The sequence below is a fragment of the Streptomyces sp. CRN 30 genome (assembly GCF_034105845.1).
In genome coordinates, this window is sequence record NZ_JAVRHI010000101.1 from 17,437 (window position 1) to 41,688 (window position 24,252).

The window sequence follows — 24,252 nt, forward strand, 5'->3', positions numbered from 1 at the left end:
ATGAGCACCATCGACGACCTCCTCGCCCAGTCACGGCTGCTGCACCAGCCGCACGTCCCGTCCGACGCCGTCCCGTACGACGACCTGGCCCACGCCGTGCTCGCCGAGGCGGAACTGCCGCTGTGGGACGGCTACGGGTCCGGCCTGGCCGACGAAGGCGCCGCACAGAGCCTCGCCGCCCTGTGCGAGGCGGCCGTCGCCCACTGCACCGCCGAGCAGCTCGCCGACTTCCTCACCGACCAGGTGCCGCAGCCGCGGGCCGCCTGGATCCTCGGCTGCGTCCTGCAACTCGCGGGCGCGGAGGACGGCGCCCGCTTCTGGTGGCAGTACGCGGCGGGCGCCGACGACGCGCCGGCCTCCTACTGCCTCCACCTCCAGCACCTGGCCTCGGGCGACCCCCACGCCGCCGCGCTGTGGCGGGCCCAGGCGGCGCCGCGCGGGGAGCGGAACGACGAGGACGCCACCGCCCCCGCCTTCCGCATGGCGGGCGCCGACACCAGCCTCTCCACCGTCCTGCGCATCCTCAGCAGACTGAGCCGGTCCACGCCGCGCCGGCGGACGCCGACGGCGCGGGCGGTCACGGAGTTCGTGGCCGCCGCCGTCGCCATCGGCTACGACCGTCATCCCGACCTGGAGATCCCCACGCCCGGACGGGACTTCGCCGAACAGCTGGAGATCATCATGGCGGCGGCGTCCGGCCTGGACGAGCACGACCGCGACCCGCACCGGGAACCGGCCGGGACCCTGCCCAACCGGACCGTGGCCGACCGGACCGCCGACCGCGCCCCGGTCCGCGACGGTGCCCAGGACCCGGAGCGGCTGCTGGTCAAGGTCACCACCGCCGACGCCGGTCCGGACGCCGACGGGCCGGCCTCCGCGCACGTCTTCTTCAAGGAGGCGGTGGCGGTCTGCTGGGAGACGGCCACCGCCGCGGGCAGCGCCGACGGACGGGACACCCGCATGTCCTACTACCTCGACCGCTTCCGCACCCGGGCGGCGCGGGCCTTCTCACCGGCCGAGTACCGCCGGATCGCGGTGTCACCGCTCGACTGACGCGGCACGGGCACGGGCACACGGGTACGGGCATGGGCACACGGGTACGGGCACGGGGGCGCGCCCTGCCCGCGCGGGAGGGGAGCGGCGCCCGGCGGCTACCCGGCGTGTTCGCCGAGCGGCCGACGGCGGGGCGCGGCCTCCCGGCGCGGGAGCAGCAGTGGCGTGGCCAGCAGCAGGACCCCCGCGGCCGCGATCGCCGCGCGAGGACCGACCACGGCGGCGAGGACACCCCACAGTGCGGTCAGGACCGCGATCGCCGCGCTGCCGCTGACCGACCAGGCGGCCAGCGTGCGGGCGACCCGGCCGGCGTCGGTGTGCTCCAGCCGCGCCGTGGCCAGCACCGGGTTGAACAGGCCGCAGCAGGTCACCAGGGAGAGCTGCACGGCGATGACCAGCGCCATGCCGGGTACGCCGGGCTGGACGAACGCCAGCCCGACGGACCAGCACGCGCGCAGGGTCCCGGCCGCCCGGATCACCCGGTGCCGCCCGCACCGCGCGACGAGCCGGTGCGCGAGCCGGGCCCCGACCAGACCGCCGACGCAGGGCGCGGCGAACACCAGGCCGTACTGCCAGGGCGCGAACCCGAGACGGTCGAGGAGCAGCACGGCGAGCAACGGCTCCGTCGCCATGATCAGCCCGTTGACGGCGAGGGAGTTGAGGAACAGCGGCCGCAGCACCGGATGGCCGAGGATGTGACGCCAGCCCTCCAGCAGGTCGTCGGCCCGCAGCCGCGCCGCGCCGGTCCGCGCGGGCCGCGGCTCCGTCCCGCCGACGGCACGCAGCCCCAGCGCCGAGAGCAGGTAGCTGACCGCGTCGGCGACCAGCGTCGTCACCGGACCGAACAGCCCGATCGCGGCCCCGCCGAGCGGCGGCCCGACCATGGTCGCGGACCATGTCGTCGACTCGAACCGGCCGTTCGCCACCAGCAGGTCCTCGGGCCGCACCAGCGTCTTCAGGAACGCGCCGCTCGCCGCCCGGAAGGCGATGTCGGCGGCGGCCACGACCACGGAGACGACCAGCAGCTGCGCGAAGCCGAGCAGCCCCGCCACGTACGCGGCGGGCACACTCAGCAGCGCCGCGAACCGGGTCAGATCCATCGCGATCATCACCGGCCGCTTGCGCCGGAACTCCACCCACGGACCGAGCGGCACCGCCAGGACGGCCCCCACCGCCCGGCCCGCCGCGGCCAGCGCCGCCACCTCCGTCGGCCCGCTGTCCAGCACCACCACGGCGATCAGCGGGAACGCGCCGAACCCGAGCCCCGTCCCGTACGAGCTGACCGCGAACGCCGCCCACATCCACCCGAAACGCCTGCCCAGCGCCCGTCCGCCCGCCACGCCCCCACGCACCCCTCGCCGCCGCCCCGGACAGCACCGCGCTGACCACCGGCATCCAACCCACCGGCACGGGCGGAGATCAAACAACCGGACCGCGAGGACCGCACAACCGGACGTTGTGCGGATATCGTGAGCGGCATGGACCTCGACGTCGTGCGCACCTTCGTGACCGTCGTGGAGGCGGGACGGTTCCAGGACGCCGCCGCCGAACTGTCCGTCACCCAGCAGGCGGTCTCCAAGCGCATCGCCGCACTGGAGAGATACCTGGGCGTACGGCTCTTCGAGCGCACCGCGCGCGGAGCGCGGCCGACCGCCGACGGGGAGACGTTCCTGCCGCACGCCCGGGAGTTGCTGCGCACCGCCGAGCGGGCCTTCGGCTCGGTACGTCCCGGCCGCCGGCCGCTGCGCGTCGACGTGATCGGACGGCGGCTCGCCCCGGCCGCCGTACTGGGCGACTTCCGGCGCGCCGACCCCGGCGCGGAGCTGGACGTCGTGACCCTCTTCGACGTCGACGCCGCCGTGGACGCCCTCCGGGCCGGGACGGTCGACGCGTCCTTCCGCGCCGTCACCGCGCCGGGCCGCCGGCTCCCCGACGACATCCGCGCGGCCCGCGCCTTCGACGAGCGCCTCCAGCTCCTGACCGGACCCGGCCACGCACTGGCGGGGGCCCGCACGGTCACCCCCGCCGACCTCGCCGGACACCGGATCTGGGTGCCCGGCATCGTGCCCGGCACCGAGTGGGGCGCCTACTACGACGAGCTGGCCGCGGTGTTCGGACTGACCATCGAGAGCACCGGCCCCGACTTCGGTACCGCGCCCGTACTGGAGACCCTCGCCGGCTCGCGGTCGCTGGCGACCCTCGTCGGCGAGCGGACCCACCTCGTCTGGCCCGCCGCCCACGACCTGCGGCGGATCGAGGTACGCGACCCGGTGCCGGTCTACCCGCACTCACTGCTCTGGCACCGCGACAACCCGCACCCGACCCTGGCGGCCCTCCGCGAGCACCTGCGCCTCGGGCGGCCCCGCCGCCCGGCCACCGGCACCTGGGCCCCGGCCTGGTCGGCCTGACGGCGCGACGGACACCGGCACCGTGACCACGACGACGGCGACGACTGCGACGACAGCTGTGCCGAGGGGGGCGGCTACGACGACGCCGACGTCACCGGTGCCGTCTCCCACGCGAAGCCGTCCGGGTCCGTGAAGGAGCCCGAGTCGCCCCCGAGCACGAGCCGGTGGGCGCCGCCGCCCTCCACCGGTACACCGACGTCCTTCGCCAGACCGGAGCGCTTGTACAGCGCCAGCTTGACGCTGCCGGGCCCGTCGGCGGCGAACTCGACGTACTTGCCGCCGAAGCTCTTCGCCACGGTCAGGCCCCGCTCGGCGTAGAACCGCCTGCTCGCCCTGACGTCCTCGACGCCCAGCAGCAGCACCAGTTCACCGATCTCACCACCTCCAGCAGGCCGACGCGCTGCTCCGGCTGCCGGGCAACGCGGTCCGGGTGCTGGGCCCGGCCGTCGGCGGGATCGTCGTCGCGGCGAGCGGCCCGGCCTGGGCGCCGGCCTGGGACGCGGCCACGTTCGCCGTCGCGGCCGTCCTCTTCCGCGGCCTGCGCCTGGACGCCCCGCCCCGCACCGACACCGGGGTCCTGGCCGACGTACGGGCCGGCTGGACGGGTTTCCGGTCGCGCACCTGGCTGTGGACCTACACGCTCGCCGGGACCGTCCTCGTGGCGGCGTGGCTGGCGGGGTTCCAGCTCCTCGGGCCGCTGGTCGTCGCGGAACGGTACGGGGGAGCACGCGACTGGGGCCTGGTCCAGGGCGCGTTCGCCGCCGGTCTGCCGGCGGGCACGCTGGTCTGCCTGCGCTGGAGACCGTACCGGCTGCTCGCGGTCGCGATCGCGGCGGGCGGAGGGCTCGCCCTGCCGCTCGCCGCCCTCGCCTGCGAGCTGCCGCTGCCCCTGGTCCTCGCGGCCGCCGTGCTGGCGGGCATCGGCCTCGACGTGTCGATCGTCTCCTGGAACACCGCCTTCCAGCAGCACGTGCCCCGCGCCGAACAGGGCCGCATGAGCGCGCTGAACGGCGTCGGGGAGCGCCTCGCCATCCCCCTCGGCTACCTCGTCACCGCCCTCGCGGCCCGTTCGGCGGACAGTGCGGGCGCGCTGGCGGTGTGCGCCGGGACGATCGCCCTCGTCACCGTGGCCAACCTCTGCGTCCCGGACGCGCACCGTGTCGAACGCCGTGCCGCGACCGCCGACGGACCGGCCTGAACGGACGGTCAGGACAGCGCGCGCAGGGCCCGGCCGAGCGCCTCGACGCCCTCCGCGACGACCCCCGGCGGACAGGCCGCGTAGCCGAGGACGAGCCCCGGCGGGCCGGGGAGCTGCCGGTGCCAGGACAGCGGCTGGCACTTCACGCCCGAGTCGAGCGCGGCGGCGGCCAGTTCCGTGTCCGGTACGTCCCGCGCGTAGGTGACGGTCAGGTGCAGCCCGGCCGCCGCGCCGTGCACGACCGCGCCCGGCAGGTGCGCGGCGATGGCGTCGATCATCGCGTCGCGCCGGCGGGTGTGCCGGCCGCGCAGCAGCCGCAGGTGCCGTTCCAGGTGTCCCGACTCCATCAGCCGGGCCAGCACCAGTTGGGGCAGCACGGCGTTGCCCAGGTCGTTGAAGCGTTTCGTGGCGGTCAGCCGCTCCCGGTGGCGCGGCGGCGGCACGACCCAGCCGATCCGCAGCGCCGGGGCGAGCAGCTTGGAGACGCTGCCCATGTAGCACAGCCGGTCGGCGAGGTGCGAGCGCAGTGCCGGGACCGGCGGCCGGTCGTAACGGTGTTCCGCATCGTAGTCGTCCTCGATGATCAGGCCGCCGTCCGCCGCCCAGCGCAGGAGTTCCCGGCGGCGTTCGCCGCTGGTGACGACGCCGGTGGGGAAGTGGTGCGCCGGGGTCACCAGCACGGCGGGGGCACCCGAGGCGCGCAGCGCGTCGACGCGCAGGCCGTCGCCGTCGACGGGCACCGGCGGCGTCGCGAGACCGCCGTTGCGCAGGTGCTGGCGGCTGCCGAGCGACCCGGGGTCCTCCACCGCGACCTCGGTGATGCCGTCCGCGCGCAGCACGGGGTGGAGCAGGGTGAGCGCCTGCGCGGTACCGGCGACGATGAGCACCTCGTCCGGTGCGACCAGGACGCCGCGGGTGCGGGCCAGCCAGTCGGTGACGGCGCGTCGCAGCCGGGGCGCGCCGCGTGGGTCGCCGTACCCGAGGTCCTCGGCGGACAGGTCGGCCAGCACGGCCCGTTCGGCGCGCAGCCAGGCCGCGCGCGGGAACGCGGTGAGGTCGGGACGGCCCGGGGTGAGGTCGATGCGGGCGGGCGCGGCGCGCAGCGCGTCGAAGACGTCGTCGCCGGGCACCGCGGTGAACAGCGCGGCCGGGGCGGGCCGCCCGCCGGCCGACGGCCTCCGCACCGGGGGCGCCGAGGGGACCGGGGGTACCAGGGGCATCGACGGCGCCAGGGGCATCGAGGGCGTCGGGAGCGCCGGAAGTGCCGAGGGCGGGCCGACCACCACGGTGCCGCCGCGCCGACGGCCCTCCACATGGCCGTCCTCGGCGAGCCGCCGGTACGCCTCGGTGACCACGCCCCGCGAGACCCGCAGGTCGGCGGCGAGTACCCGGGTCGGCGGCAGTCTGCTGCCGACGGCCAGCCGCCCGTCGGCCATGGCCTGCCGCAGCCGCCCGGCCAGCCAGTCCGCCTTGCCCCCGGCGGGCGCGTCCCCCACGTCCAGCTGCAGGAAGTCGGACCCGCGAGCGCCGCCCCCGGCACCACCGTCCGCCGAGATCTCCACGCCCCCACCCCACCCCGTACCCGACCGCCTCCTGCTGCCACGAGCCGCCCCACCCGCACGCGGCCCGCGCCCTCATCCCCCTGCGTCGGAGAGGAACTCCCCGGCGTCGAAGCCGGATTTCCCCGCGTCGAAGACGAACTCCGGCTCCGCGTCGGTGAGGACGGCCGTCCGAGGCGCGCACCCCCAGTGCGCGGCGAGTTCCGCCGCGATCGTCTTCAGCACCAGCGGGACCGTCTCCGCCGCGCCGTCGTGCAGGGCCTCGGCCACCACGAGGACGCGGTCGGTGCGCTCCCCGACCGCCGAGTGGCCGCTCTGCCGATTGGTCCAGCGGCGGGCGTGCGCCCGGCCCGCGGAGTCGGCGTACGTCACCTCGCCGGGCGCCGGGTACTCGACGTCACCGCCGAAGGTCGTGTACCGCTCGTCCCCGCGGGCGTGCCGCACCTCGAGGAGCGGCCCCGCGACCCGGTCCGCGTCGAGGACGGCGACCGGCACCGCGTACGCCACGGAGACCGCGTTGCACAGGTCCACCACGGGGTGGATACGCGGCAGCGTGCCCTCCTTCCGCAGCCGCCGCAGCAGCGACTCCGACGCGCACCGGTACTGCGTCGGCTTCAGCCCCAGCCGGGCGAACGCCCGCCGCCAGGCCAGTACTTCGGGGAACCGCCCCTCGGGCGCGTCGGCCAGCCGCGCCGCCGCCCGCTCGGTGTACTCCGCCAGGAGCGGGCCGGTGCCGACGTCGCGCCCCGCGCCGTCGGCGTACAGCGCCCCGGCGACGAGCCCGGGATGGTCGGACCGGACCGCGCCCGAGTGCCGGAAACGCATGCTCATGCCACCCCCGCCGAACGGGTGCGCGGGGCCATGGACCAGTAGGTCGTACTCACGTGAGAACTCCGGGAAGTCGAAGGTCCTCCCACCCTGACGCCGTCATGGACCCGGCGACAGTGCCAAAGAGCGCCGGACCGACCGGTCCATAAGCGCCACGGCCAGGCCCACCGAGGGAGAAGAGGGGGCTGGCCCCGGTGAGTCGACGTACGCCGCGGCCCTAGAAGGCTCACCAAGATCTTCATGAGCCTTCCAGCATCCGGCCCATGCGGCCCCTGACTCGAATACGTACGGTCGTCGCCGGAGCCACGCTGAACTCGACGCGTCCGGTGCCCGCTGCGCCGACCTCACCGTGCCGCTCGACTGCACCGCCTCCTTCGCGGGTCCGCTGGTCCACAACATCTCGCCGTGCGAGTTCTGGGACCCGCCGGCGGAGGCCCCGACCGTCCTGGCCGACGATGTTCCGGCGCTCCTGGTCAACGCCACCGGCGACCCCCGCACCCGTTACCCGGGAGCGCTGCGGATGCGCGAACGGTGGCCGTCCTCCCGGCTCGTCACCGTGCCGGACGCCCTCCAGCACGGCGTCTACGCCGAGTTCGGCAACACCTGCGCGGACCGTCAGGTCAACGCCTGCCTGGCCACCGGGCGGCTGCCCGCCCGCGACCGGGTCTGCCGCGCGTAGCCCGGCCGGCGGCCGGGGCGGGTCACATCCCGGTCGTGCCGTCGAGCAGTTCGCGCAGGATGTCGAGGTGGCCGTTGTGCCGGGCGGTCTCCTCGACGAGGTGGAGCAGGATCCAGCGCAGGTCGACGCGGCGGCCGTCGCGCCTGGCCCGCACGGCCTTCGTGTCCAGAGGGGTGCGGGCCACCAGCTCCCGGTAGCGGTCGCTCTGCTCGGCGTACTCGGCGAGCAGTTGCCCGAGGGGGAAGTCGACCGCGATCCGCATCTCGCGGTCGGGATCCTCGTCGGTCCACGGCCCCTTGTCGTCCTCGCCGAGGAAGACCACCTGGAACCAGTGGTACTCCACCCAGCGGAGGTGGTTGACCAGTCCGCTCACGGTCATCAGCGGGGAGCCCGGCAGCAGAGCGGCGCCGGCGTGCTCCGGGGAGACGCCCTCGCACTTGACGCGGACGGTGTCCCGGGCGTAGTCGAGGAACGTGGTGAGCTGGGTGCGTTCGTCCCAGGCGGCAGGGACGTCTTCTGTACGGGTCATCGACGCAGTGTCCCTGCGCCGGAGCGGCGCTGTCGACGCGTTTTCGCGCGGGGCGGGGAGCCGGCTCACCGCTCCCGCTCGCCGTACCGCTCCCGCAGTTCGATCTTGCGGACCTTGCCGGAGACGGTCATCGGGAAGGAGCCGAGGAGCTGCACCCTGCTCGGGATCTTGTAGTGGGCCAGCCGCTCGGCGCAGAACGCGCGCAGCTCTTCGAGGGACGGCGGGTCCGCCGGGTCGCGCGGGACGACGCAGGCGAGCACCTCCTCGCCGTACCGCGCGTGGGGCACGCCGACCACCTGGACGTCCGCGATCTTCGGGTGGGCGTACAGGAACTCCTCGACCTCGCGCGGGTAGATGTTCTCCCCGCCCCGGATGATCATGTCCTTGATGCGGCCGACGATCTCGACGTACCCGTCCTCGCGCATCACCGCGAGGTCCCCGGTGCGCATCCAGCGGGCGGCGTCGACGACCTCGGCGGTCTTCTCGGGCTCGTTCCAGTAGCCGAGCATCACGCTGTAGCCGCGGGTGCGCAGTTCCCCGGCGGTGCCGCGGGGCACGGTGATGCCGGTGACCGGATCGGTGATCTTGACCTCCAGATGCGGCAGGACCCGGCCGACGGTCGAGGTGCGGTGTTCGAGGTCGTCGTCCATGCGGGTCTGGAGGGAGACCGGCGAGGTCTCGGTCATGCCGTAGCAGATGGAGACCTGCTCCATGTGCAGCTCGGCGACGACGCGCTTCATCACCTCCACCGGGCAGGGCGAGCCCGCCATGATGCCGGTGCGCAGGGAGGTCAGGTCGAAGTCGGCGAAGCGGGGCAGGGCCAGCTCCGCGATGAACATCGTCGGGACGCCGTACAGCGAGGTGCACCGCTCCAGCTGCACCGCCCGCAGGGTCGCCTCCGGGTCGAAGGACGGCGCGGGGATCACGACGCAGGCGCCGTGCGCCATCGCCGCCAGGTTGCCCATCACCATGCCGAAGCAGTGGTAGAACGGCACCGGCAGACAGACCCGGTCCGCTTCCGTGTAGCCGACCGTGCGGCCCACCCAGTACCCGTTGTTGAGGATGTTGTGGTGGGAGAGCGTGGCGCCCTTCGGGAAGCCGGTCGTGCCCGAGGTGTACTGGATGTTGACCGGGTCGTCGCAGCTCAGCTCCGCCGCGGCGGCCGTGAGCCGCTCCGGCGGCACCGCCGCGGCGGCCACGGTGAGCGCGTCCCACGACGGGTCGCCGATGTACACGGTCTCCCGCAGCTCAGGGCAGCCGCCGCCCACCTGCTCCACCAGCGCCCGGTAGTCACTGCCCTTGTGGGCGAGGGAGGACACCAGCAGCCGCACCCCCGCCTGCTTCAGCACGTACTCCAGCTCGTGCGCGCGGTAGGCGGGGTTGACGTTGACCAGGATCGCGCCGATACGGGCGGTCGCGTACTGCACGAGCACCCACTCGGGGCAGTTGACGGCCCAGATGCCGACCCGGTCGCCCTTGGTGACGCCCCGGGCCAGCAGGCCGCGGGCCAGCTCGTCGACGTCCGCGCCGAACTCGGCGTACGTCCATCGCCGTCCGGACGCCACGTCGACCAGGGCCTCCCGGCCGGGGCCGGCGGCGACCGTCCGGTCCAGGGCGGCGCCGACGGTGTCGCCGAGCAGCGCCGCGCCGCTCGTGCCGTGCGTGTACGACGGCTCAGGGGCTGTCATGGTGCCTCCTCCTACCGGACCGCTGCCCAACCGTTGCCGGACGGCTGTCCGCCATCGTGTAATCCGTGGTGCGGGCCGCGCTACCCCCGAACGGGGGTGACGCGGGGCGACGGACCGGCACGAAGGAGCGAGCGGGTGACTGCGGAGGCGACGGGGGCGGCCGAGGTGCGCGACGCGCTGGCCCGGCTGCGGCACACGACCGGGCTGCCGGTCGCCTTCGGGGGCCTGGTGGAGCGCGGCCGCCGCCAGTTGCGCATCACCGAGCTGAGCGGCACCGCCACGACGGCGCTCAAGGCCCTCGCCGTCACCTCCGGCAACGGCCTGGGCGGCAGGGCGACGGCACTCACCCGGCCCTGCGCCGTGACCGACTACTCCGCCTCCCGGCGCATCAGCCACGAGTACGACGTGCCGGTCGCCGCCGAGGGGCTCCGCGCGGTGGTGGCGGTCCCCGTCGTCGTACGGCGCCGGGTCCGCGGCGTGCTGTACGGCGCCCTGCGCGTGGCCGAGCCGCTGGGCGACCGCACGCTGGGCGCGGCCGTGGCGGCGGCCCGGGACGTGGAACAGGCGCTGCTGGTGGGGGAGGAGGCGCGGGATCTGCTGGCGGCCGTACGGCCGGAGCCGGCGGGCGCCCCGGTGACCGGCGCCGCCCGGGAGCACGTACGGGAGGCGCACGCGGCGTTGCGCGCGCTGGCGCCGAGGATCGAGGACCCCGCGCTGCGGGCGGAGCTGCTGCGGGCGTGCGGGCTGCTCGCGACGGGCGGCGACGGCGGTCCCGCACCGGGGTGCGGTCTCGCGCCCCGCGAGGTGGACGTCCTCGCGTGCGTCGCCGGGGGAGCGACCAACCCGGCGATCGCCGAACGCCTGGGCGTGACCACGGAGACCGTCAAGGGCTACCTGCGCTCGGCGATGCGCAGACTCGGCGCCCGTACGCGCGGCGAGGCGGTGGTGGCGGCCCGCAGGGCGGGCTGGCTGCCATAGACACGGCGCGGGGCGTGGGTCGTGCCGGTGCCGGCGTGCATCATCGGGGGCATGCAGCCACTCGCGCTCACCCGGCCCCCGGCCGCCACCGCCTCGATGATCGTCCGCCGGCCTCCGCGGGAGGTCTTCGAGGCCTTCGCCGACCCCGCCGTCACCACGCGGTTCTGGTACAGCGCCGGCAGCGGCCGGATGGAACCGGGCGCCGAACTGCGCTGGGAGTGGTCGTTCTACGGCGTGTCCGTCCAGGTCCGGGTCGAGGCGGTCGAGGCCGGGCGGCTCATCCGGTTCACGTGGGGGAACTACGACCGGCCCACCCTGGTCGAGCTGACGTTCACCCCGCGGCCGGGGGACGCCACCCATGTCGAGGTGACCGAGACCGGCTTCGAGGGCTCGGGGGACGACGCCGTGCGCTGGGTCAACGACACCGTCGGCGGCTTCAGCACCGTGCTGTGCGCGCTGAAGGCACTGCTGGAGCACGGGATCGAACTCGGCGCCGTGGCCGACCACCACCCGGTCTGAACCGGGGGTCCACCGCCCCGGTTCAGCGCGGCCAGGGCCGCCCCGTCCGCTCCTCGATGTCCGTGTTGAACCGTTCGAGGTCGGCGACGAACCGCCGCAGCCGGTCCGCGGACCAGTCGCCGAGGACGTCGGCGAGCCCCTCGACGACGGCGTCCCGGTCGGCCCGCAGCCGCTTCAGCCCCTCCTCGGTGACCCGGAACTTGCGGGCGACGCTGCCGTTCGGATCGAGGGTGCGCTCCACCAGCCCCTCGCGGAGCAGCGCGTTGGTCTGCCGGGTGAAGGTCGAGGGGGCCAGTCCGAACGCCTCGACAAGGTCCGGCACGGACATCGGACCCTGCGCCTCCAGCCGGCTCAGGACGACGTAGGCACTGCGGTCGAGGGCCCCGCCGCCGCGGACCCGGCGGGGCGACGTCATCTCCATGTGCCGGGTCAGGATGAGCAGCTCACGCTCGATGCGGCCGCCTGCCTGCCGTGCGTCCACGTCGTCCTCCTCGATAGCGCGCGCCCTGCCGCCGCCCACCCTATGTCCGCCCGGCGAGGACGCATCATGCACTTGATGTGCATGATGCACTTTTGATGTACGGTGCACAGCACGAGCGTCCGCGAGCCCCGCCTCGCGCATTCCCCCACCGTCTCGTCGAGGAGCATCCGTTGAGCGACTCCGTCGTCCGTCTGCCCCTGTCCACCGACACCCCGCTCGATCCCCCCGCCGCCTGGGAGGGGCTGCGCGCGCGGTGCCCCGTCGCGCACGCCACGCTGCCCAGCGGCGACACCGCCGTCTACCTGACCCGGTACACCGACGTCAGGAACCTGCTGTCCGACGCCCGTTTCGTCCGCCCCACCGAGGCCGACGACGCCGCCCGGGTGGCGCCCGAGGGCAGCGGCGGGGCCGCCGCCACCGGCAGTACCGCGCTCTCCCTGCCCGACCGGGGCGAACCCCACCAGCGCTGGCGCCGCCGGGTCGGCCGGTACTTCACCGCCAAGCGGATGGCCGCCCTGCGCCCCGGCATGACCCGGCTCGCCGAGGATCTCGTCGACGCGATGGTCCGCGACGGCGCCCCCGCCGACCTGCGGGCCGCCCTCGGCTTCCCGCTGCCCGTCCACGTCATCTGCGACCTGCTCGGGGTGCCCGCGAAGGACCGGGACCGCTTCTCGTACTGGTCCGACACCTTCCTGAGCGTCACCCGCCACACCGCCGGCGAGATCGCCACCGCCCAGGCCGAGTTCGTCGCCTACATGTCCGGGCACGTCGAGGCCAAACGGGCCGAGCCCGCCGACGACCTGCTCAGCACACTCATCACGGAGAGCGAGGGCCCCGACGGCGGGCTCAGCGACGGCGAACTCGTGGCCACCGGCATGGGTCTGCTGGTCGCCGGGCACGAGACCACCGCCAACATGATCGGCAAGATGGTCTCCATGCTGCTCGCCGAGCGCGAGCGCTGGGAGCGGCTGCTGGCGGACCGCTCCCTGGTGCGCTCCGCCGTCGAGGAGTCCCTGCGCTTCGACGCCAACCTCGGCTTCGGGCTGCGCCGTTACGTCGGTGAGGACATCGAGATCGACGGCCGGGTCGTGCCCGCCGGTTCCACCGTCGTCTGCAGCATGCCGGCCGCCAACCGCGACGAGCGGGCCTTCACCGGAGCCGACACCATGGACCTGGCCCGCACCCCCAACCCGCACCTGACCTTCGGCGCCGGGCCGCACTCCTGCCTCGGCCAGGCCCTGGCCCGCACCGAACTCCAGGTCGTCCTCGACACCCTCCTCACCCGGCTGCCCACCCTGCGCCTCGCGGTCCCCGTCACCGGACTCCGCAAGACCGAGGGCCTCCTCGTCGGCGGTCTCCGGGAGGTTCCCGTCAGCTGGTGACACGGGGCTTGACTCTCACACCGTGTCAGGCGATCAGCTCGGAGCCATCATGTTCACCATCGGAGACTTCGCCCGGCACGGCCGTGTCTCGGTCCGGATGCTGCGTCACTACGACGCGACCGGACTGCTGCGTCCGGCCCATGTCGCGTCCGGCAGCGGCTACCGCTACTACACCGGCGCCCAACTGGCCCGCCTCAACCGCGTCATCGCGCTCAAGGAACTCGGCTTCACCCTCCAGGAGGTACGGGAGATCGTGGACGACGAGGTCGGCACCGAGGAACTCCGCGGCATGCTCCGGCTGCGGCGGGCCGAACTGCGCGGCGCGGTGGCGGCGGCCGAGGCACGGCTGCTCCAGGTCGAGGCGCGGCTCCGAGCCATCGAGAGTGAGGGACACATGTCCGCCGACGACGTCGTTCTCAAGGAGATCCCGGCCGTCCGGGTCGCACAGCTGACCGCGACCGCGGCGAGCTTCGAACCGGAGAACATCGGCCCGGTCGTCGGGCCGCTCTACGACGAGCTGTTCCGGCGCCTGGAGGAGGCCGGGATCGCCCCCACGGGTCCGGGGATCGCCCACTACGAGGACGCCCCCGAGGGCGGCGGCAGGATCACCGTGCACGCCGCCGTCCAGGTCGCCGCCCCGCTCCGGGACGGCGACCTCCCGATCGTCGACCTGCCGCCCCTCGTCCGGGCGGCGACCATCGTGCACCGCGGCCCGATGGACACCGTCCTGCCCACCGCCCAGGCCCTCGCCCGCTGGATCGACGAGGGCGGGCACAGCGCGCTGGGGTATCCGCGCGAGGTCAGCCTGGAGTGCCCCGAGGACCGGGCGGAGTGGGTGACGGAACTCCAGACGGCGGTCACCGCACCGTGACCACCCGAGGGGGGCGGCGGGGCGCCGCCACCCCCCTCGCTTTGACATCTCCCGCACGTTCGTTCATATTGCTCGGCATGTCGTCTTCTCACGCCGCCGCACGCGCAGCCATCGAGCTCGCGCTGATCGGCGTGACCCCGCTCTGCGTGGCCGACATCCTCTGTCGCTGACGTCCGCCTCCGGCGCGTACGTCGCCGTGACCGACTCGCGACGATCTCCGTCCGCCCAGCCCGCGCGCCGCGCGAGGCGCTCCGGCCGTTCCGGGTGACCCCCGGCCGAACGGCCACGGCGGCCGGTCCCCCCGCGGTCGACGACCCTCGCACCGAGGCGAACCCCCGGCAGCTTTCCCCGTGTCACCGTCGTCCCGTAATCCGGGACGGCTCACCCCGAGAGGTCGTCTTCCGATGCGTCACCCGTCCCTGTCCCGCAGATCGCGCCGGGCCGCCGCCGCGCTCACCGTCAGCCTCGTAGTGGCGGGCACCGCCGTCGCCTGCGGACCCGAGGACAACGGTGCCGAGTCCGGTGACGGGAACGCGAGACCCAGGCAGGGCGGCACCCTCACGGTCCTCAACTCCGACCCGCAGCAGGACTTCGACCCGGCCCGGCTCTACACCTCCGGCGGCGGCAACGTCCCCTCCCTGGTCTTCCGCACCCTGACCACCCGCAACCGCGAGGACGGCGCCGCCGGTTCGAAGGTCGTCCCCGACCTCGCCACCGACACCGGCACGCCGAACGAGGACGCCACGGTGTGGACGTACACCCTCAAGGAGGGGCTGAAGTACGAGGACGGCAAGGCGATCACCTCGGCGGACATCAAGTACGGCATCGAGCGGTCCTTCGCCGCCGAACTCTCCGGCGGCGCGCCGTACCTGCGGGACTGGCTGATCGGCGGCGCCGACTACGCGGGCCCGTACAAGGACAAGGGCAAGGGGCTCGACTCCATCGAGACGCCCGACGACCGCACCATCGTCTTCCACCTGAACAAGCCCGAGGGCGAGTTCCCCTACCTGGCCACGCAGACGCAGTTCGCCCCCGTGCCGAAGGCGGCCGACACCGGCACCGAGTACGAGAAGCACCCCGTCTCCTCCGGCCCGTACAAGGTCGTCGAGAACCAGAACGACGGCGAGCGGCTGGTCCTGGAGCGCAACGAGCACTGGTCGGCCAAGACCGACGAGGAGCGCAAGGCGTACCCGGACAAGATCGATGTCCGCTCCGGGCTGGACTCCTCCGTCATCAACCAGCGGCTCTCCTCCTCCCAGGGCGCCGACGCCGCGGCCGTCACCACCGACACCAACCTCGGCCCGGCCGAACTCGCCAAGGTCACCGGCGACAAGGAGCTGGCCGCCCGGGTCGGCACCGGCCACTTCGGCTACACCGACTACATCGCCTTCAACCCGAAGGTGAAGCCGTTCGACGACCCCGAGGTCCGCCAGGCCATCGCCTACGCCGTCGACCGCACCTCCGTGATCAACGCGGCCGGCGGCTCCTCCCTCGCCGAGCCGGCGACGACGTACCTGCCGAACCAGAAGTCCTTCGGCTACACGGCCTACGACCACTTCCCGGCCGGTGACTCCGGCAACCCGGCCAAGGCCAGGGAACTCCTGAAGAAGGCCGGTTACGAGAAGGGGATCACGGTCACCCTCACCCATTCCAATGCCCAGGACTTCGAGACCGGACCGGAGATCGCCACCGCCCTCCAGGACGCCCTGGGCAAGGCCGGCATCACGGTGAAGCTGAAGGGCCTGGAGGACAACGACTACTCCGACACCATCCACGACGTGAAGACCGAGCCCGGGTTCTTCCTCGCCCACTGGGGCGCCGACTGGCCCTCCGGAGGCCCGTTCCTCGCCCCGATCTTCGACGGCCGGCAGATCGTGAAGGACGGCGCCAACTTCAACACCGGCTTCCTCAACGACCGTGCCGTCAACGACGAGATCGACGCCATCAACAAGCTCACCGACCTCGACGCGGCGGCGAAGCGCTGGGGCGCCCTCGACAAGAAGATCGGCGAGCAGGCCCTGACGGTCCCGCTGTTCCACCCGGTCTACAAGCGGCTGTACGGCAAGGACGTCAAGAACGTCGTGATCAGCGACTGGACCGGCGTACTGGACATCTCCCAGGTCGCGGTGAAGTAGGCACATGAGTGAGGCCCACGCGGTCTCCGAGGCGGCGGGGGCGGGCACCGGCCCGGTGCTCGCCCCCGCCTCCGGGGCCCGTCAGTTCTGGTGGCGGCTGCGCGCCCGGCGCGCCGCCCTCGTCGCGGCGGGAGCCGTCGCGCTGCTCGTCCTGGTCGCGCTCGCCGCACCGCTGCTCACCGCGGTGGAGGGGCAGGACCCGACCACGTACCACCCCTCGCTCGTCGACTCGGCGAGCGGCGGCGTGCCCGTCGGCGCGTTCGGCGGCATCAGCGCCGACCACTGGCTCGGCGTCGAACCGCAGACCGGCCGCGACCTGTTCGCCCGGCTCGTGTACGGCGCCCGGATCTCCCTCGGCGTCGCCCTGGCCGCGACCGTCGTCCAGGTGGTCCTCGGTGTCCTGGTCGGCGTCGGCGCCGCGCTCGGCGGAGGCTGGATCGACCAGCTCCTCAGCCGCCTCACCGACATCATCATCGCCCTGCCCCTGATGATCATGGCGCTGGCGCTGTTGGCGATCGTCCCCGACGGCTTCCCGCGGCCCGTGCTGGTCGCCGCCATCATCGGCCTGGTCGCCTGGGGGTCGCTCGCCAAGATCGTACGGGCGCACACCCTGACCCTGAAGCAACTGGACCACGTCGCCGCGGCCCGGCTCAGCGGCTGGGGCCCCTGGCAGGTGGCCCGCCGCGAACTGCTGCCCGCGCTCGGCGCGCCCGTCCTCACCTACGCCGCCCTGCTCGTCCCGGTGAACATCACCATCGAGGCGGCGCTCAGCTTCCTCGGCGTCGGCGTGAGACCGCCGACCCCGTCCTGGGGGCAGATGCTGACGCAGGCCGACATCTGGTACCAGGCCGCGCCGCAGTACCTGCTGCTGCCCGCCGGCGCGCTCTTCGCGACCGTACTGGCGCTGACCGTGCTCGGCGACGGCGTGCGCACCGCGCTCGACCCGCGCGCCGCGTCCCGGCTGCGCGTCGGCACCGGCCGCGAGCGGGAGGCCGACGCATGAGCGCCCTCGCCCGGCTCGACGGCCTCGCGGGCTTCGCCCTGCGGCGCGTCGTCGGCGCCGCCGTCACCCTGCTCGCCATCAGCGTGCTGATCTACCTCGTGTTCTACGTCGCCCCCGGCGACGTCGCGCAGATCACCTGCGGCCCGCGCTGCTCCCCGGCCCAGGTCCAGCAGGTCTCCGCGCAGCTCCACCTCGACGACCCGCTCTACCTGCGCTACTGGGACTTCCTCCGGGGCGTCCTCGTCGGCCGGGACTTCTCCACGGGCACCGGCACCGAGCACTGCGGCGTGCCCTGCCTCGGCGTGTCGTACCAGAGCGACCAGCAGGTCACCCAGCTGATCTGGACGAAGCTGCCGGTCAGCTTCTCCCTCGTCATCGGCGCGATGACGCTGTGGCTGCTCATCGGGGTCGGCACCGGGGTGCTGTCCGCGTGGCGGCGCGGCCGGCTCACCGAACGGGCGCTGACCACCCTCACCCTCGCCGGCACCGCCACCCCCGTCTTCGTCATCGGTCTCGTCCTGATGATCGTGGTGTGCGGACAGCTCCAGTGGCTGCCGTTCCCGCAGTACGTGCCGTTCACCGAAGACCCCGAGCAGTGGGCGTGGAACCTGCTGCTGCCCTGGCTCTCGCTCGCCCTGATCGAGGCCGCGCGGTACGCCCGGCTGACCCGGGCCGCGATGCTGGAGACCCTCGCCGAGGACCATGTGCGCACGTTCCGCGCCTACGGAGTCCCCGAGCCGTCGATCATCGGGCGGCACGCGCTGCGCGGCGCCCTCGCCCCGGTCATCGCGCTGGCCGCCACCGACTTCGGCGGCGCGATGGGCGGCGCGGTGCTGGCCGAGACGATGTTCGGGCTGCCCGGCGTCGGACGGGAACTGGTGCACGCGGTGAAGGTCGTCGACCTTCCCGTGGTCGTCGGCATGGTCCTCGTCATCGGGTTCTTCGTGGTGCTGGCCAACGCCGTCGCGGACGTGCTGTTCGCGGTGGCCGACCGACGGGTGGTGCTCTCATGAGTCTCGTTGAGGTCGACGGCCTGACCGTCGAGTTCGGCGACGTGCGCGCCGTGGACGGGCTCTCGTTCCGGCTGGCGAAGGGCGCCGCGCTCGGCCTGGTCGGCGAGTCCGGCTCGGGCAAGTCCACGGTGGCGTCCGCGCTGCTGGGCCTGCACCGGGGCACGGGCGCCGTGGTCGGCGGCTCGGTCCGGGTCGCCGGCACCGACGTGCGCGAGGCGTCCGACGCGGAGCTGCGGGCGCTGCGCGGCGGCCGGGCCGCGATGGTCTTCCAGGACCCGCTCTCCTCCCTCGACCCGTACTACGCCGTCGGCGACCAGATCGCCGAGGTGTACCGGGTGCACCGCAAGGCGTCCCGCCGGACGGCACGCGCGCGTGCCGTCGAGGTCCTTGACCGGGTCGGCATCCCCGACGCGGCGCGGCGCTCGCGCTCCCGCCCGCACGAGTTCAGCGGCGGCATGCGCCAGCGCGCGCTGATCGCCATGGCCCTGGCCTGCGAACCCGACCTCATCGTCGCCGACGAGCCCACCACGGCGCTCGACGTGACCGTCCAGGCCCAGATCCTCGACCTGCTGCACGCCCTGCGCGAGGAGACCGGCACGGGCCTGCTGCTGGTCACGCACGACGTCGGCGTGGCCGCGGAGAGCGTGGACGAGGTCCTGGTCATGCGCGGCGGCCGGGCCGTCGAACACGGCCCGGTCACCGAGGTCCTGGGCGCCCCGCGGCACGCCTACACGCGGCGTCTGCTGCGGGCGGTGCCGCGAGTGGACGCGCCGCGAGTGGACGCGCCGCGACTGGATGGGCCGCGACCGGACGCGCCCCGAGTGGAAGCGTCCCGCTCCCGAGAAGCCGGCGGGGCCGCCTCCGGACCGGCCCCCGCTGTCCTCGAAGCCGTCGGGCTCCGCCGCGTCTTCGGGCGCGGCGCGCGGGCCGCCGTCGCCGTCGACGGGGTGTCGCTGGAGGTCCGCCGCGGCGAGGCCCTCGGCATCGTGGGGGAGAGCGGCAGCGGCAAGACCACGCTGGGCCGGATGCTGGTGGGGCTGCTGGAGCCGACCGCCGGGGAGGTCCGTCACGAGGGGACCGCCGCCCGCGGCGTCGACCCCCGCGTCCAGATGGTCTTCCAGGACCCCGTCTCCTCCCTCAACCCCCGCCGCAGCGTGGGCGAGTCCGTCGCCGACCCGCTGCGCGCCCGCGGCGCACGCGATGCGGAGGTGCGCGAGCGCGTCGCGGAACTCCTCGAACGGGTCGGACTCGACCCGGCGAACCGCACCCGGTACCCGCACGAGTTCAGCGGCGGCCAGCGCCAGCGCGTCGGCATCGCGCGGGCCCTGGCCGCCGACCCCCGGGTCCTGGTCTGCGACGAACCGGTCTCCGCGCTCGACGTGACCACCCAGGCCCAGGTCGTCGCCCTGCTGGACGAGCTCCGCCGCGAACTCGGCCTCGCGCTCGTCTTCATCGCCCACGACCTGGCTGTCGTCCGCCAGGTCAGCGACCGCCTGGCGGTGATGCGGGGCGGTCGCGTCGTGGAGTACGGCCCCGCCGACGAGGTCTACGAGTCCCCCGGGGACCCGTACACCCGGCGGCTGCTCGCCGCCGTACCGGCGCTCGACCCGGCCCTCGCCGCGCGGCGCCGCACGGAGAGACGGCAGCCGGCCGGGGCGTGAGGAGCCGCTCCGCCGCCCCCGCGCAGGAGGGGAGGGGCGGCGGAGCGTACTCCCGCCGCCTCACTGGCTCTCGCCGCCGCACCGGGTTCCGCCGTCGCACCGGCTTTCGCCGCCGTACCGGGTTCCGTCGCCCCGCCGGGTTTCGCCGCCGTACCGGGTTCCGCCGACCCACCGGCTCTCGCCGCCCCACCGGGTTCCGCCGACCCACCGGCTCCCGCCGACCCACCGGCCCTCGCCGACCCACCGGCCCTCGCCGTCCCACCGGCTCCCGCCGCCCCACTGGTCCGCGCCGGACACCGCGTGTTAGACAACGCTCGCCAGATCATCCACGCCGGTCGTCCACCCCGCGGAGAACCCCATGCTCCAGCTGTCCCCCGAGGGCTTCACCCTCGACGGACGTCCCCTGCGCCTGCTCTCGGGGGCCCTGCACTACTTCCGGGTCCTGCCCGAGCAGTGGCCGCACCGGCTGCGGATGCTGCGCGCCCTGGGCCTCAACACCGTGGAGACCTACGTCCCCTGGAACCTCCACGAACCCCGCCCCGGCACCTTCGACTTCACCGGCCTCGCCGACCTGGACGGCTTCCTGCGCGCCGCCCGTGAGGCCGGGCTGTACGCGATCGTCCGCCCCGCCCCCTACATCTGCGCCGAGTGGGAGAACGGCGGCCTGCCCTGGTGGCTGTCGGCCGACCCCGAGGTGCGCGCCACGCGCTGCCGGGACGCCGCCTACCTCGCCCACGTCGACCGCTGGTACGACCGGGTCGTCCCGCTGGTGGCCGGACATCAGATCACCCGGGGCGGCAACGTGCTCCTCGTCCAGGTCGAGAACGAGTACGGCTCCTACGGCACCGACACCGGCTACCTCGATCACCTGGCCCGCGGCCTGCGCGCCCGCGGCATCGACGTACCGCTGTTCACCTCCGACGGCGCGGAGGACTTCTTCCTCACCGGCGGCACGCTCCCGGGCACCCTCGCGACGGTCAACTTCGGCAGCCGCGCGGCCGGGTCCCTCGCGCGGCTGCGCCGGACCCGCCCCGACGACCCGCTGATGTGCGCCGAGTTCTGGTGCGGCTGGTTCGACCACTGGGGCGAACGGCACGTCGTACGCGACCCGGCGGACGCGGCGAAGACCCTCGCGGAGATCCTGGAGACGGGAGCCTCCGTCAACCTCTACATGGCGCACGGCGGGACCAACTTCGCCACCTGGGCCGGTGCCAACGCAGCCGACCCCGCCACCGGCGAGGGCTACCTGCCGACGGTGACCTCCTACGACTACGACGCGCCGATCGACGAACGCGGCGCCGCCACCGCGAAGTTCCACGCCCTGCGCGAGGTCCTCGCGGCGTACGCGGACGGACCGCTGCCCGAACCGCCGCCCCCGGCCCCGCTGCTGCCGCCCGCGAGCATCCCCCTCACCGAGTCGCTGCGCCTCTTCGACGTCCTCGGCCACCTGGCGGGCGACGAGGTACGGGCACCCGAACCCCCGTCCTTCGAGGAACTCGGCATCGCGCACGGCCTGGTGCTCTACGGCACCCGCATACCGGGCCCGCGCGGCCCCTACGCCCTGACCGCGCACCGCCTCGCCGACCGCGCCCACGTCTTCCTGGACGGCGCGCCCCTCGGCGTCCTGGAGCGCGGCGCGTCCGCATCCCTGCCCGACGTCGCGGTCCCCGGCCCGCACGCGCGGCTGGAACTGCTGGTGGAGTCGATGGGCCGGATCAACTACGGCTCCGGGGACCCCGACCGCAAGGGCGTCGGCCGCGTCCTGCACACCCAGCAGCGGCTCCACGACTGGACCGCGCGGCCCGTCCCGCTCGGCCACGGCACACCGGACGGCCTGCCCTGGGGGACCCCCGGCACCGCCACCACCGGCCCCGTCCTCCACCGCGGCTTCCTCGATGTGCGGGAGCCGGCCGACACCTTCGTCGGCCTCACCGGCCTGAGCAAGGGCTACCTCTGGGTCAACGGGTTCTGCGTGGGACGCTACTGGCCGGACCGGGGCCCGCAGCGCACGCTCTACGTGCCGTGGCCGCTGCTGCGCCCCGGCGCCAACGAGATCGTCGTCCTGGAACTGGACCACGCCGACGCACCCCACGCCGTCCTGCGGGACACCCCCGATCTCGGCCGTCTCCCCCTCTGACCGGACGGCGTGAAACCGTCTCGAACGCACAAGCGGCTCTCTGTAACGTGTGCCCCTCCTGTGTCCTGACCTCGCGTCAGGCACTTCCGCTCCACGAGTGACACACCAGGAAGAACAGGGGGCCCCGTCCATGGGGAGAGGCAACCACCGGCACCCGGGTCTGACGACCCGCGCCCTGCTGGCCGCCGCGCTGCTCACCGGAGTCGTCCCGGTCACGGCCGCCGCGGCCGACGGACCGGCACCGCGCGCCGCGGCGACCGCGGCCGACGACCCGGTGCCCGAGCACGAGTCCATGCCCGACGACGGCACGGCGGACGAACCCGAGGGGGAGCAGGACGACTCGGCCGTCGCGCCGGGCCTGTCCCGCCAGGCGGCCCCGCCGCTCGCCGCCCCGGTCCCCGGCCGCACGCAGGACTTCCGCCTCGCGGCCGGCTCCGGCCTCGGCGGCCTGGTCGACCAGCTCGACGCCGCCCTGCCCAAGCAGGGCGTCACCGGCCTGATGGAACAGGCCAACCGCACCGCGGGCTGGGACTCCGCCTGTCCGGACACCAGCATCTACGGCGCCGACCTCCTGGTCAGCCGGCGTGTCTGCTGGATGACGGACGACGCCGGCTCCACCGAGTGGGTGCCGCAGGCCATCACCGGTGTCTCCGACGCCCAGGAGGACGAGGACTGGGGCGACTCCCCGTCCGACCCGGTCCTCGTCGGCTCCTACGACAACGCCAACCCCGGCCGCAGCGACTACGCCGCCGGACGCGACAACTGCCTCTCCTCCTCCGTCTCCGACGCCTGCAACGAGAAGGGCGTCCGGATCACCTTCATCAACCAGGCCACCCACAAGTACCGTCATGTGCTGCTGGTCTGGCCGTACATCAACAACTACGACCACATATCCTTCGACGCCCTGCACGCGGCCGAGGGCACCTGCAACCAGGTGGTCACCACCGACTGCGCGGCGCAGAACGGCATCCACGCCGGCGGCATGGTCTGGTACGGCAACTACCTCTACGTCGCCGACACCGCCAACGGCTTCCGCGTCTTCGACATGCGCAGGATCATGGACCTCAACCCCGACGAGGACGCCACCGTCCACGACCCCACCCCCGACGGCCTGGTCAGCAACGTCGAGAACAAGCGCCTGATCGGCCGTCAGAGCAACGTCTGGTACAGCTACGGCTACCGGTACGTGATGCCGCAGGTCGCCACCCTGAAGTTCACCACCGCGCTGCCCACCGAGAGCCGCGACGGCAACAAGTGCTTCGCCACCGCCCGGCCCAAGGCGTCCTACGTCTCCCTGGACCGTACGGACACCGACCACCTCCTCGTCGGCGAGTACTGCAACACCAACTCGGGCGGCGACAGCAACGGCCGGGTGGCCACCTACCCGATGGCCGACGTGGCCGCCGCCGTCGAGAGCGCCGCGGGCACGACGGTCGACGCCGACCTCGCCTTCGGACTGCCCACCGAGGGCCAGGACGAGTTCGGCGGGGAGGACACCTGGCACAAGATCCAGGGCGCTCTGCGCTACGAGGGCAAGTGGTACTTCCACCGCAGCAACGGCTACGACAACGGCAGACTGCTCCAGGCCGCCCCGCAGAGCGTGGACGGCTCCACCCGCCTCGTCGGCAACCCCACCCTGCTGGAGAGCTCCTACGGACCCGAGGACCTCTACCTGGCCCACGGACGCGGCGACGGCAAGGCGCCCGAGCTGTGGTCGCTGAGCGAACACGCGCCGAGCGACGACTGCGGCGCGTGCGCGCGAGAGGTCTACTCCTACGACATGGGGGAGGTCACCGCCGACTTCGCCGGCTGAGGACGCCCCCCGGCCGTCACCCCCTTCCGGGCCGGCGCGGCCCCGTAGGCGCGAACCCCGTCTCCGCGATCAGGAAGGCCAGGTCGAGGGACTGGCTGCGGTTGAGGCGGGGGTCGCAGGCGGTCTCGTAGCGCTGGTGGAGGTCGTCGACGAAGATCTCGTCGCCGCCGCCGACGCACTCGGTGACGTCGTCGCCGGTCAGCTCCACGTGGATGCCGCCCGGGTGGGTGCCCAGCGCCTTGTGGACCTCGAAGAAGCCCTTGACCTCGTCCAGCACGTCGTCGAACCGGCGGGTCTTGTGCCCCGAGGCCGCCTCG

The 24,252-nt window shown here is 74.0% G+C and carries 21 protein-coding genes and 2 pseudogenes; 15 read left to right on the forward strand and 8 right to left on the reverse strand.

All coding sequences use genetic code 11. From position 1 onward, the window contains the following. Positions 1-1,053, forward strand: a complete 1,053-nt coding sequence (locus tag UW392_RS09635) for a hypothetical protein (protein WP_320774488.1) — start codon at positions 1-3, stop codon at positions 1,051-1,053. A 98-nt stretch (positions 1,054-1,151) separates the two neighbouring features. Here UW392_RS09635 and UW392_RS09640 read toward each other — a convergent pair whose 3' ends face one another. Beyond that, complete coding sequence (locus UW392_RS09640; protein WP_320774489.1) at positions 1,152-2,393, reverse strand: MFS transporter; 1,242 nt, start codon at positions 2,391-2,393, stop codon at positions 1,152-1,154. A 138-nt stretch (positions 2,394-2,531) separates the two neighbouring features. Between UW392_RS09640 and UW392_RS09645 the strand changes: the two genes are divergently transcribed. Continuing rightward, a complete protein-coding gene (locus tag UW392_RS09645) occupies positions 2,532-3,461 on the forward strand; it encodes a LysR family transcriptional regulator (protein WP_320774490.1) in 930 nt (309 codons plus the stop codon). A 74-nt stretch (positions 3,462-3,535) separates the two neighbouring features. On the opposite strand, the pseudogene UW392_RS09650 reads toward UW392_RS09645, so the two are convergent. After that, positions 3,536-3,838 (reverse strand): annotated as a pseudogene (locus UW392_RS09650) (glyoxalase); the annotation flags it as partial. Positions 3,839-3,858: 20 nt separating this feature from the next. On the opposite strand from UW392_RS09650, the pseudogene UW392_RS09655 reads away from it, so the two are divergent. After that, positions 3,859-4,659 (forward strand): annotated as a pseudogene (locus UW392_RS09655) (MFS transporter); the annotation flags it as partial. Positions 4,660-4,667: 8 nt separating this feature from the next. On the opposite strand, the gene UW392_RS09660 reads toward UW392_RS09655, so the two are convergent. Together UW392_RS09660 and UW392_RS09665 are read right to left on the reverse strand one after the other, a co-directional pair. Then, positions 4,668-6,095 carry a PLP-dependent aminotransferase family protein gene (locus tag UW392_RS09660; RefSeq protein ID WP_414495851.1) on the reverse strand — a complete coding sequence of 476 codons (1,428 nt, stop codon included), beginning with the start codon at positions 6,093-6,095 and terminating at the stop codon, positions 4,668-4,670. A gap of 198 nt (positions 6,096-6,293) precedes the next feature. Continuing rightward, a complete protein-coding gene (locus tag UW392_RS09665) occupies positions 6,294-7,049 on the reverse strand; it encodes a B3/4 domain-containing protein (protein WP_320774492.1) in 756 nt (251 codons plus the stop codon). A 346-nt stretch (positions 7,050-7,395) separates the two neighbouring features. Between UW392_RS09665 and UW392_RS09670 the strand changes: the two genes are divergently transcribed. Beyond that, positions 7,396-7,725 carry an alpha/beta hydrolase gene (locus tag UW392_RS09670; RefSeq protein WP_320774493.1) on the forward strand — a complete coding sequence of 110 codons (330 nt, stop codon included), beginning with the start codon at positions 7,396-7,398 and terminating at the stop codon, positions 7,723-7,725. A 22-nt stretch (positions 7,726-7,747) separates the two neighbouring features. Here the strand turns inward: UW392_RS09670 and UW392_RS09675 are convergent, their stop codons facing one another. Both UW392_RS09675 and UW392_RS09680 read right to left on the reverse strand, forming a co-directional pair. Next, positions 7,748-8,254, reverse strand: coding sequence for a DinB family protein (locus UW392_RS09675; protein WP_320774494.1), 507 nt, complete (start codon positions 8,252-8,254; stop codon positions 7,748-7,750). Between the two features lie 65 nt (positions 8,255-8,319). Next, positions 8,320-9,942 (reverse strand): AMP-binding protein, encoded by a 1,623-nt coding sequence (locus UW392_RS09680; RefSeq protein ID WP_320774495.1) that lies wholly within the window; start codon positions 9,940-9,942, stop codon positions 8,320-8,322. Between the two features lie 135 nt (positions 9,943-10,077). On the opposite strand from UW392_RS09680, the gene UW392_RS09685 reads away from it, so the two are divergent. Continuing rightward, positions 10,078-10,920, forward strand: a complete 843-nt coding sequence (locus tag UW392_RS09685; RefSeq protein WP_320774496.1) for a helix-turn-helix transcriptional regulator — start codon at positions 10,078-10,080, stop codon at positions 10,918-10,920. Positions 10,921-10,971: 51 nt separating this feature from the next. Then, a complete protein-coding gene (locus tag UW392_RS09690) occupies positions 10,972-11,439 on the forward strand; it encodes an SRPBCC family protein (protein ID WP_320774497.1) in 468 nt (155 codons plus the stop codon). Positions 11,440-11,461: 22 nt separating this feature from the next. Here UW392_RS09690 and UW392_RS09695 read toward each other — a convergent pair whose 3' ends face one another. After that, positions 11,462-11,920, reverse strand: coding sequence for a MarR family winged helix-turn-helix transcriptional regulator (locus UW392_RS09695; protein ID WP_320774498.1), 459 nt, complete (start codon positions 11,918-11,920; stop codon positions 11,462-11,464). Between the two features lie 170 nt (positions 11,921-12,090). On the opposite strand from UW392_RS09695, the gene UW392_RS09700 reads away from it, so the two are divergent. The 9 genes from UW392_RS09700 to UW392_RS09740 all read left to right on the forward strand — a co-directional run bounded on the left by UW392_RS09700 (position 12,091) and on the right by UW392_RS09740 (position 23,935). Further along, positions 12,091-13,302, forward strand: coding sequence for a cytochrome P450 (locus UW392_RS09700; RefSeq protein ID WP_320774499.1), 1,212 nt, complete (start codon positions 12,091-12,093; stop codon positions 13,300-13,302). A 49-nt stretch (positions 13,303-13,351) separates the two neighbouring features. After that, positions 13,352-14,173 carry a MerR family transcriptional regulator gene (locus UW392_RS09705; RefSeq protein ID WP_320774500.1) on the forward strand — a complete coding sequence of 274 codons (822 nt, stop codon included), beginning with the start codon at positions 13,352-13,354 and terminating at the stop codon, positions 14,171-14,173. Between the two features lie 77 nt (positions 14,174-14,250). Beyond that, entirely contained in the window at positions 14,251-14,343 is a 93-nt protein-coding gene (locus UW392_RS09710) for an Ms4533A family Cys-rich leader peptide (protein ID WP_320774501.1), read from the forward strand. Between the two features lie 234 nt (positions 14,344-14,577). Beyond that, complete coding sequence (locus tag UW392_RS09715) at positions 14,578-16,308, forward strand: ABC transporter substrate-binding protein (RefSeq protein ID WP_320774502.1); 1,731 nt, start codon at positions 14,578-14,580, stop codon at positions 16,306-16,308. Positions 16,309-16,312: 4 nt separating this feature from the next. Continuing rightward, positions 16,313-17,311 carry an ABC transporter permease gene (locus UW392_RS09720; protein WP_320774503.1) on the forward strand — a complete coding sequence of 333 codons (999 nt, stop codon included), beginning with the start codon at positions 16,313-16,315 and terminating at the stop codon, positions 17,309-17,311. After that, positions 17,308-18,324, forward strand: coding sequence for an ABC transporter permease (locus UW392_RS09725; RefSeq protein ID WP_320774504.1), 1,017 nt, complete (start codon positions 17,308-17,310; stop codon positions 18,322-18,324). The genes UW392_RS09720 and UW392_RS09725 overlap by 4 nt, the downstream gene beginning before the upstream one ends. Beyond that, positions 18,321-19,985 carry an ABC transporter ATP-binding protein gene (locus UW392_RS09730; protein ID WP_320774505.1) on the forward strand — a complete coding sequence of 555 codons (1,665 nt, stop codon included), beginning with the start codon at positions 18,321-18,323 and terminating at the stop codon, positions 19,983-19,985. Before UW392_RS09725 ends, UW392_RS09730 begins: the two co-directional genes overlap by 4 nt. A 358-nt stretch (positions 19,986-20,343) precedes the next feature. Then, positions 20,344-22,122, forward strand: coding sequence for a glycoside hydrolase family 35 protein (locus tag UW392_RS09735; protein ID WP_320774506.1), 1,779 nt, complete (start codon positions 20,344-20,346; stop codon positions 22,120-22,122). A 130-nt stretch (positions 22,123-22,252) separates the two neighbouring features. Next, positions 22,253-23,935, forward strand: a complete 1,683-nt coding sequence (locus UW392_RS09740) for a hypothetical protein (RefSeq protein WP_320774507.1) — start codon at positions 22,253-22,255, stop codon at positions 23,933-23,935. A 16-nt stretch (positions 23,936-23,951) separates the two neighbouring features. On the opposite strand, the gene UW392_RS09745 is transcribed toward UW392_RS09740, so the two are convergent. Then, on the reverse strand, positions 23,952-24,252 hold a 301-nt coding region (locus UW392_RS09745), incomplete at its 5' end, for a 3-deoxy-7-phosphoheptulonate synthase (RefSeq protein ID WP_320774508.1).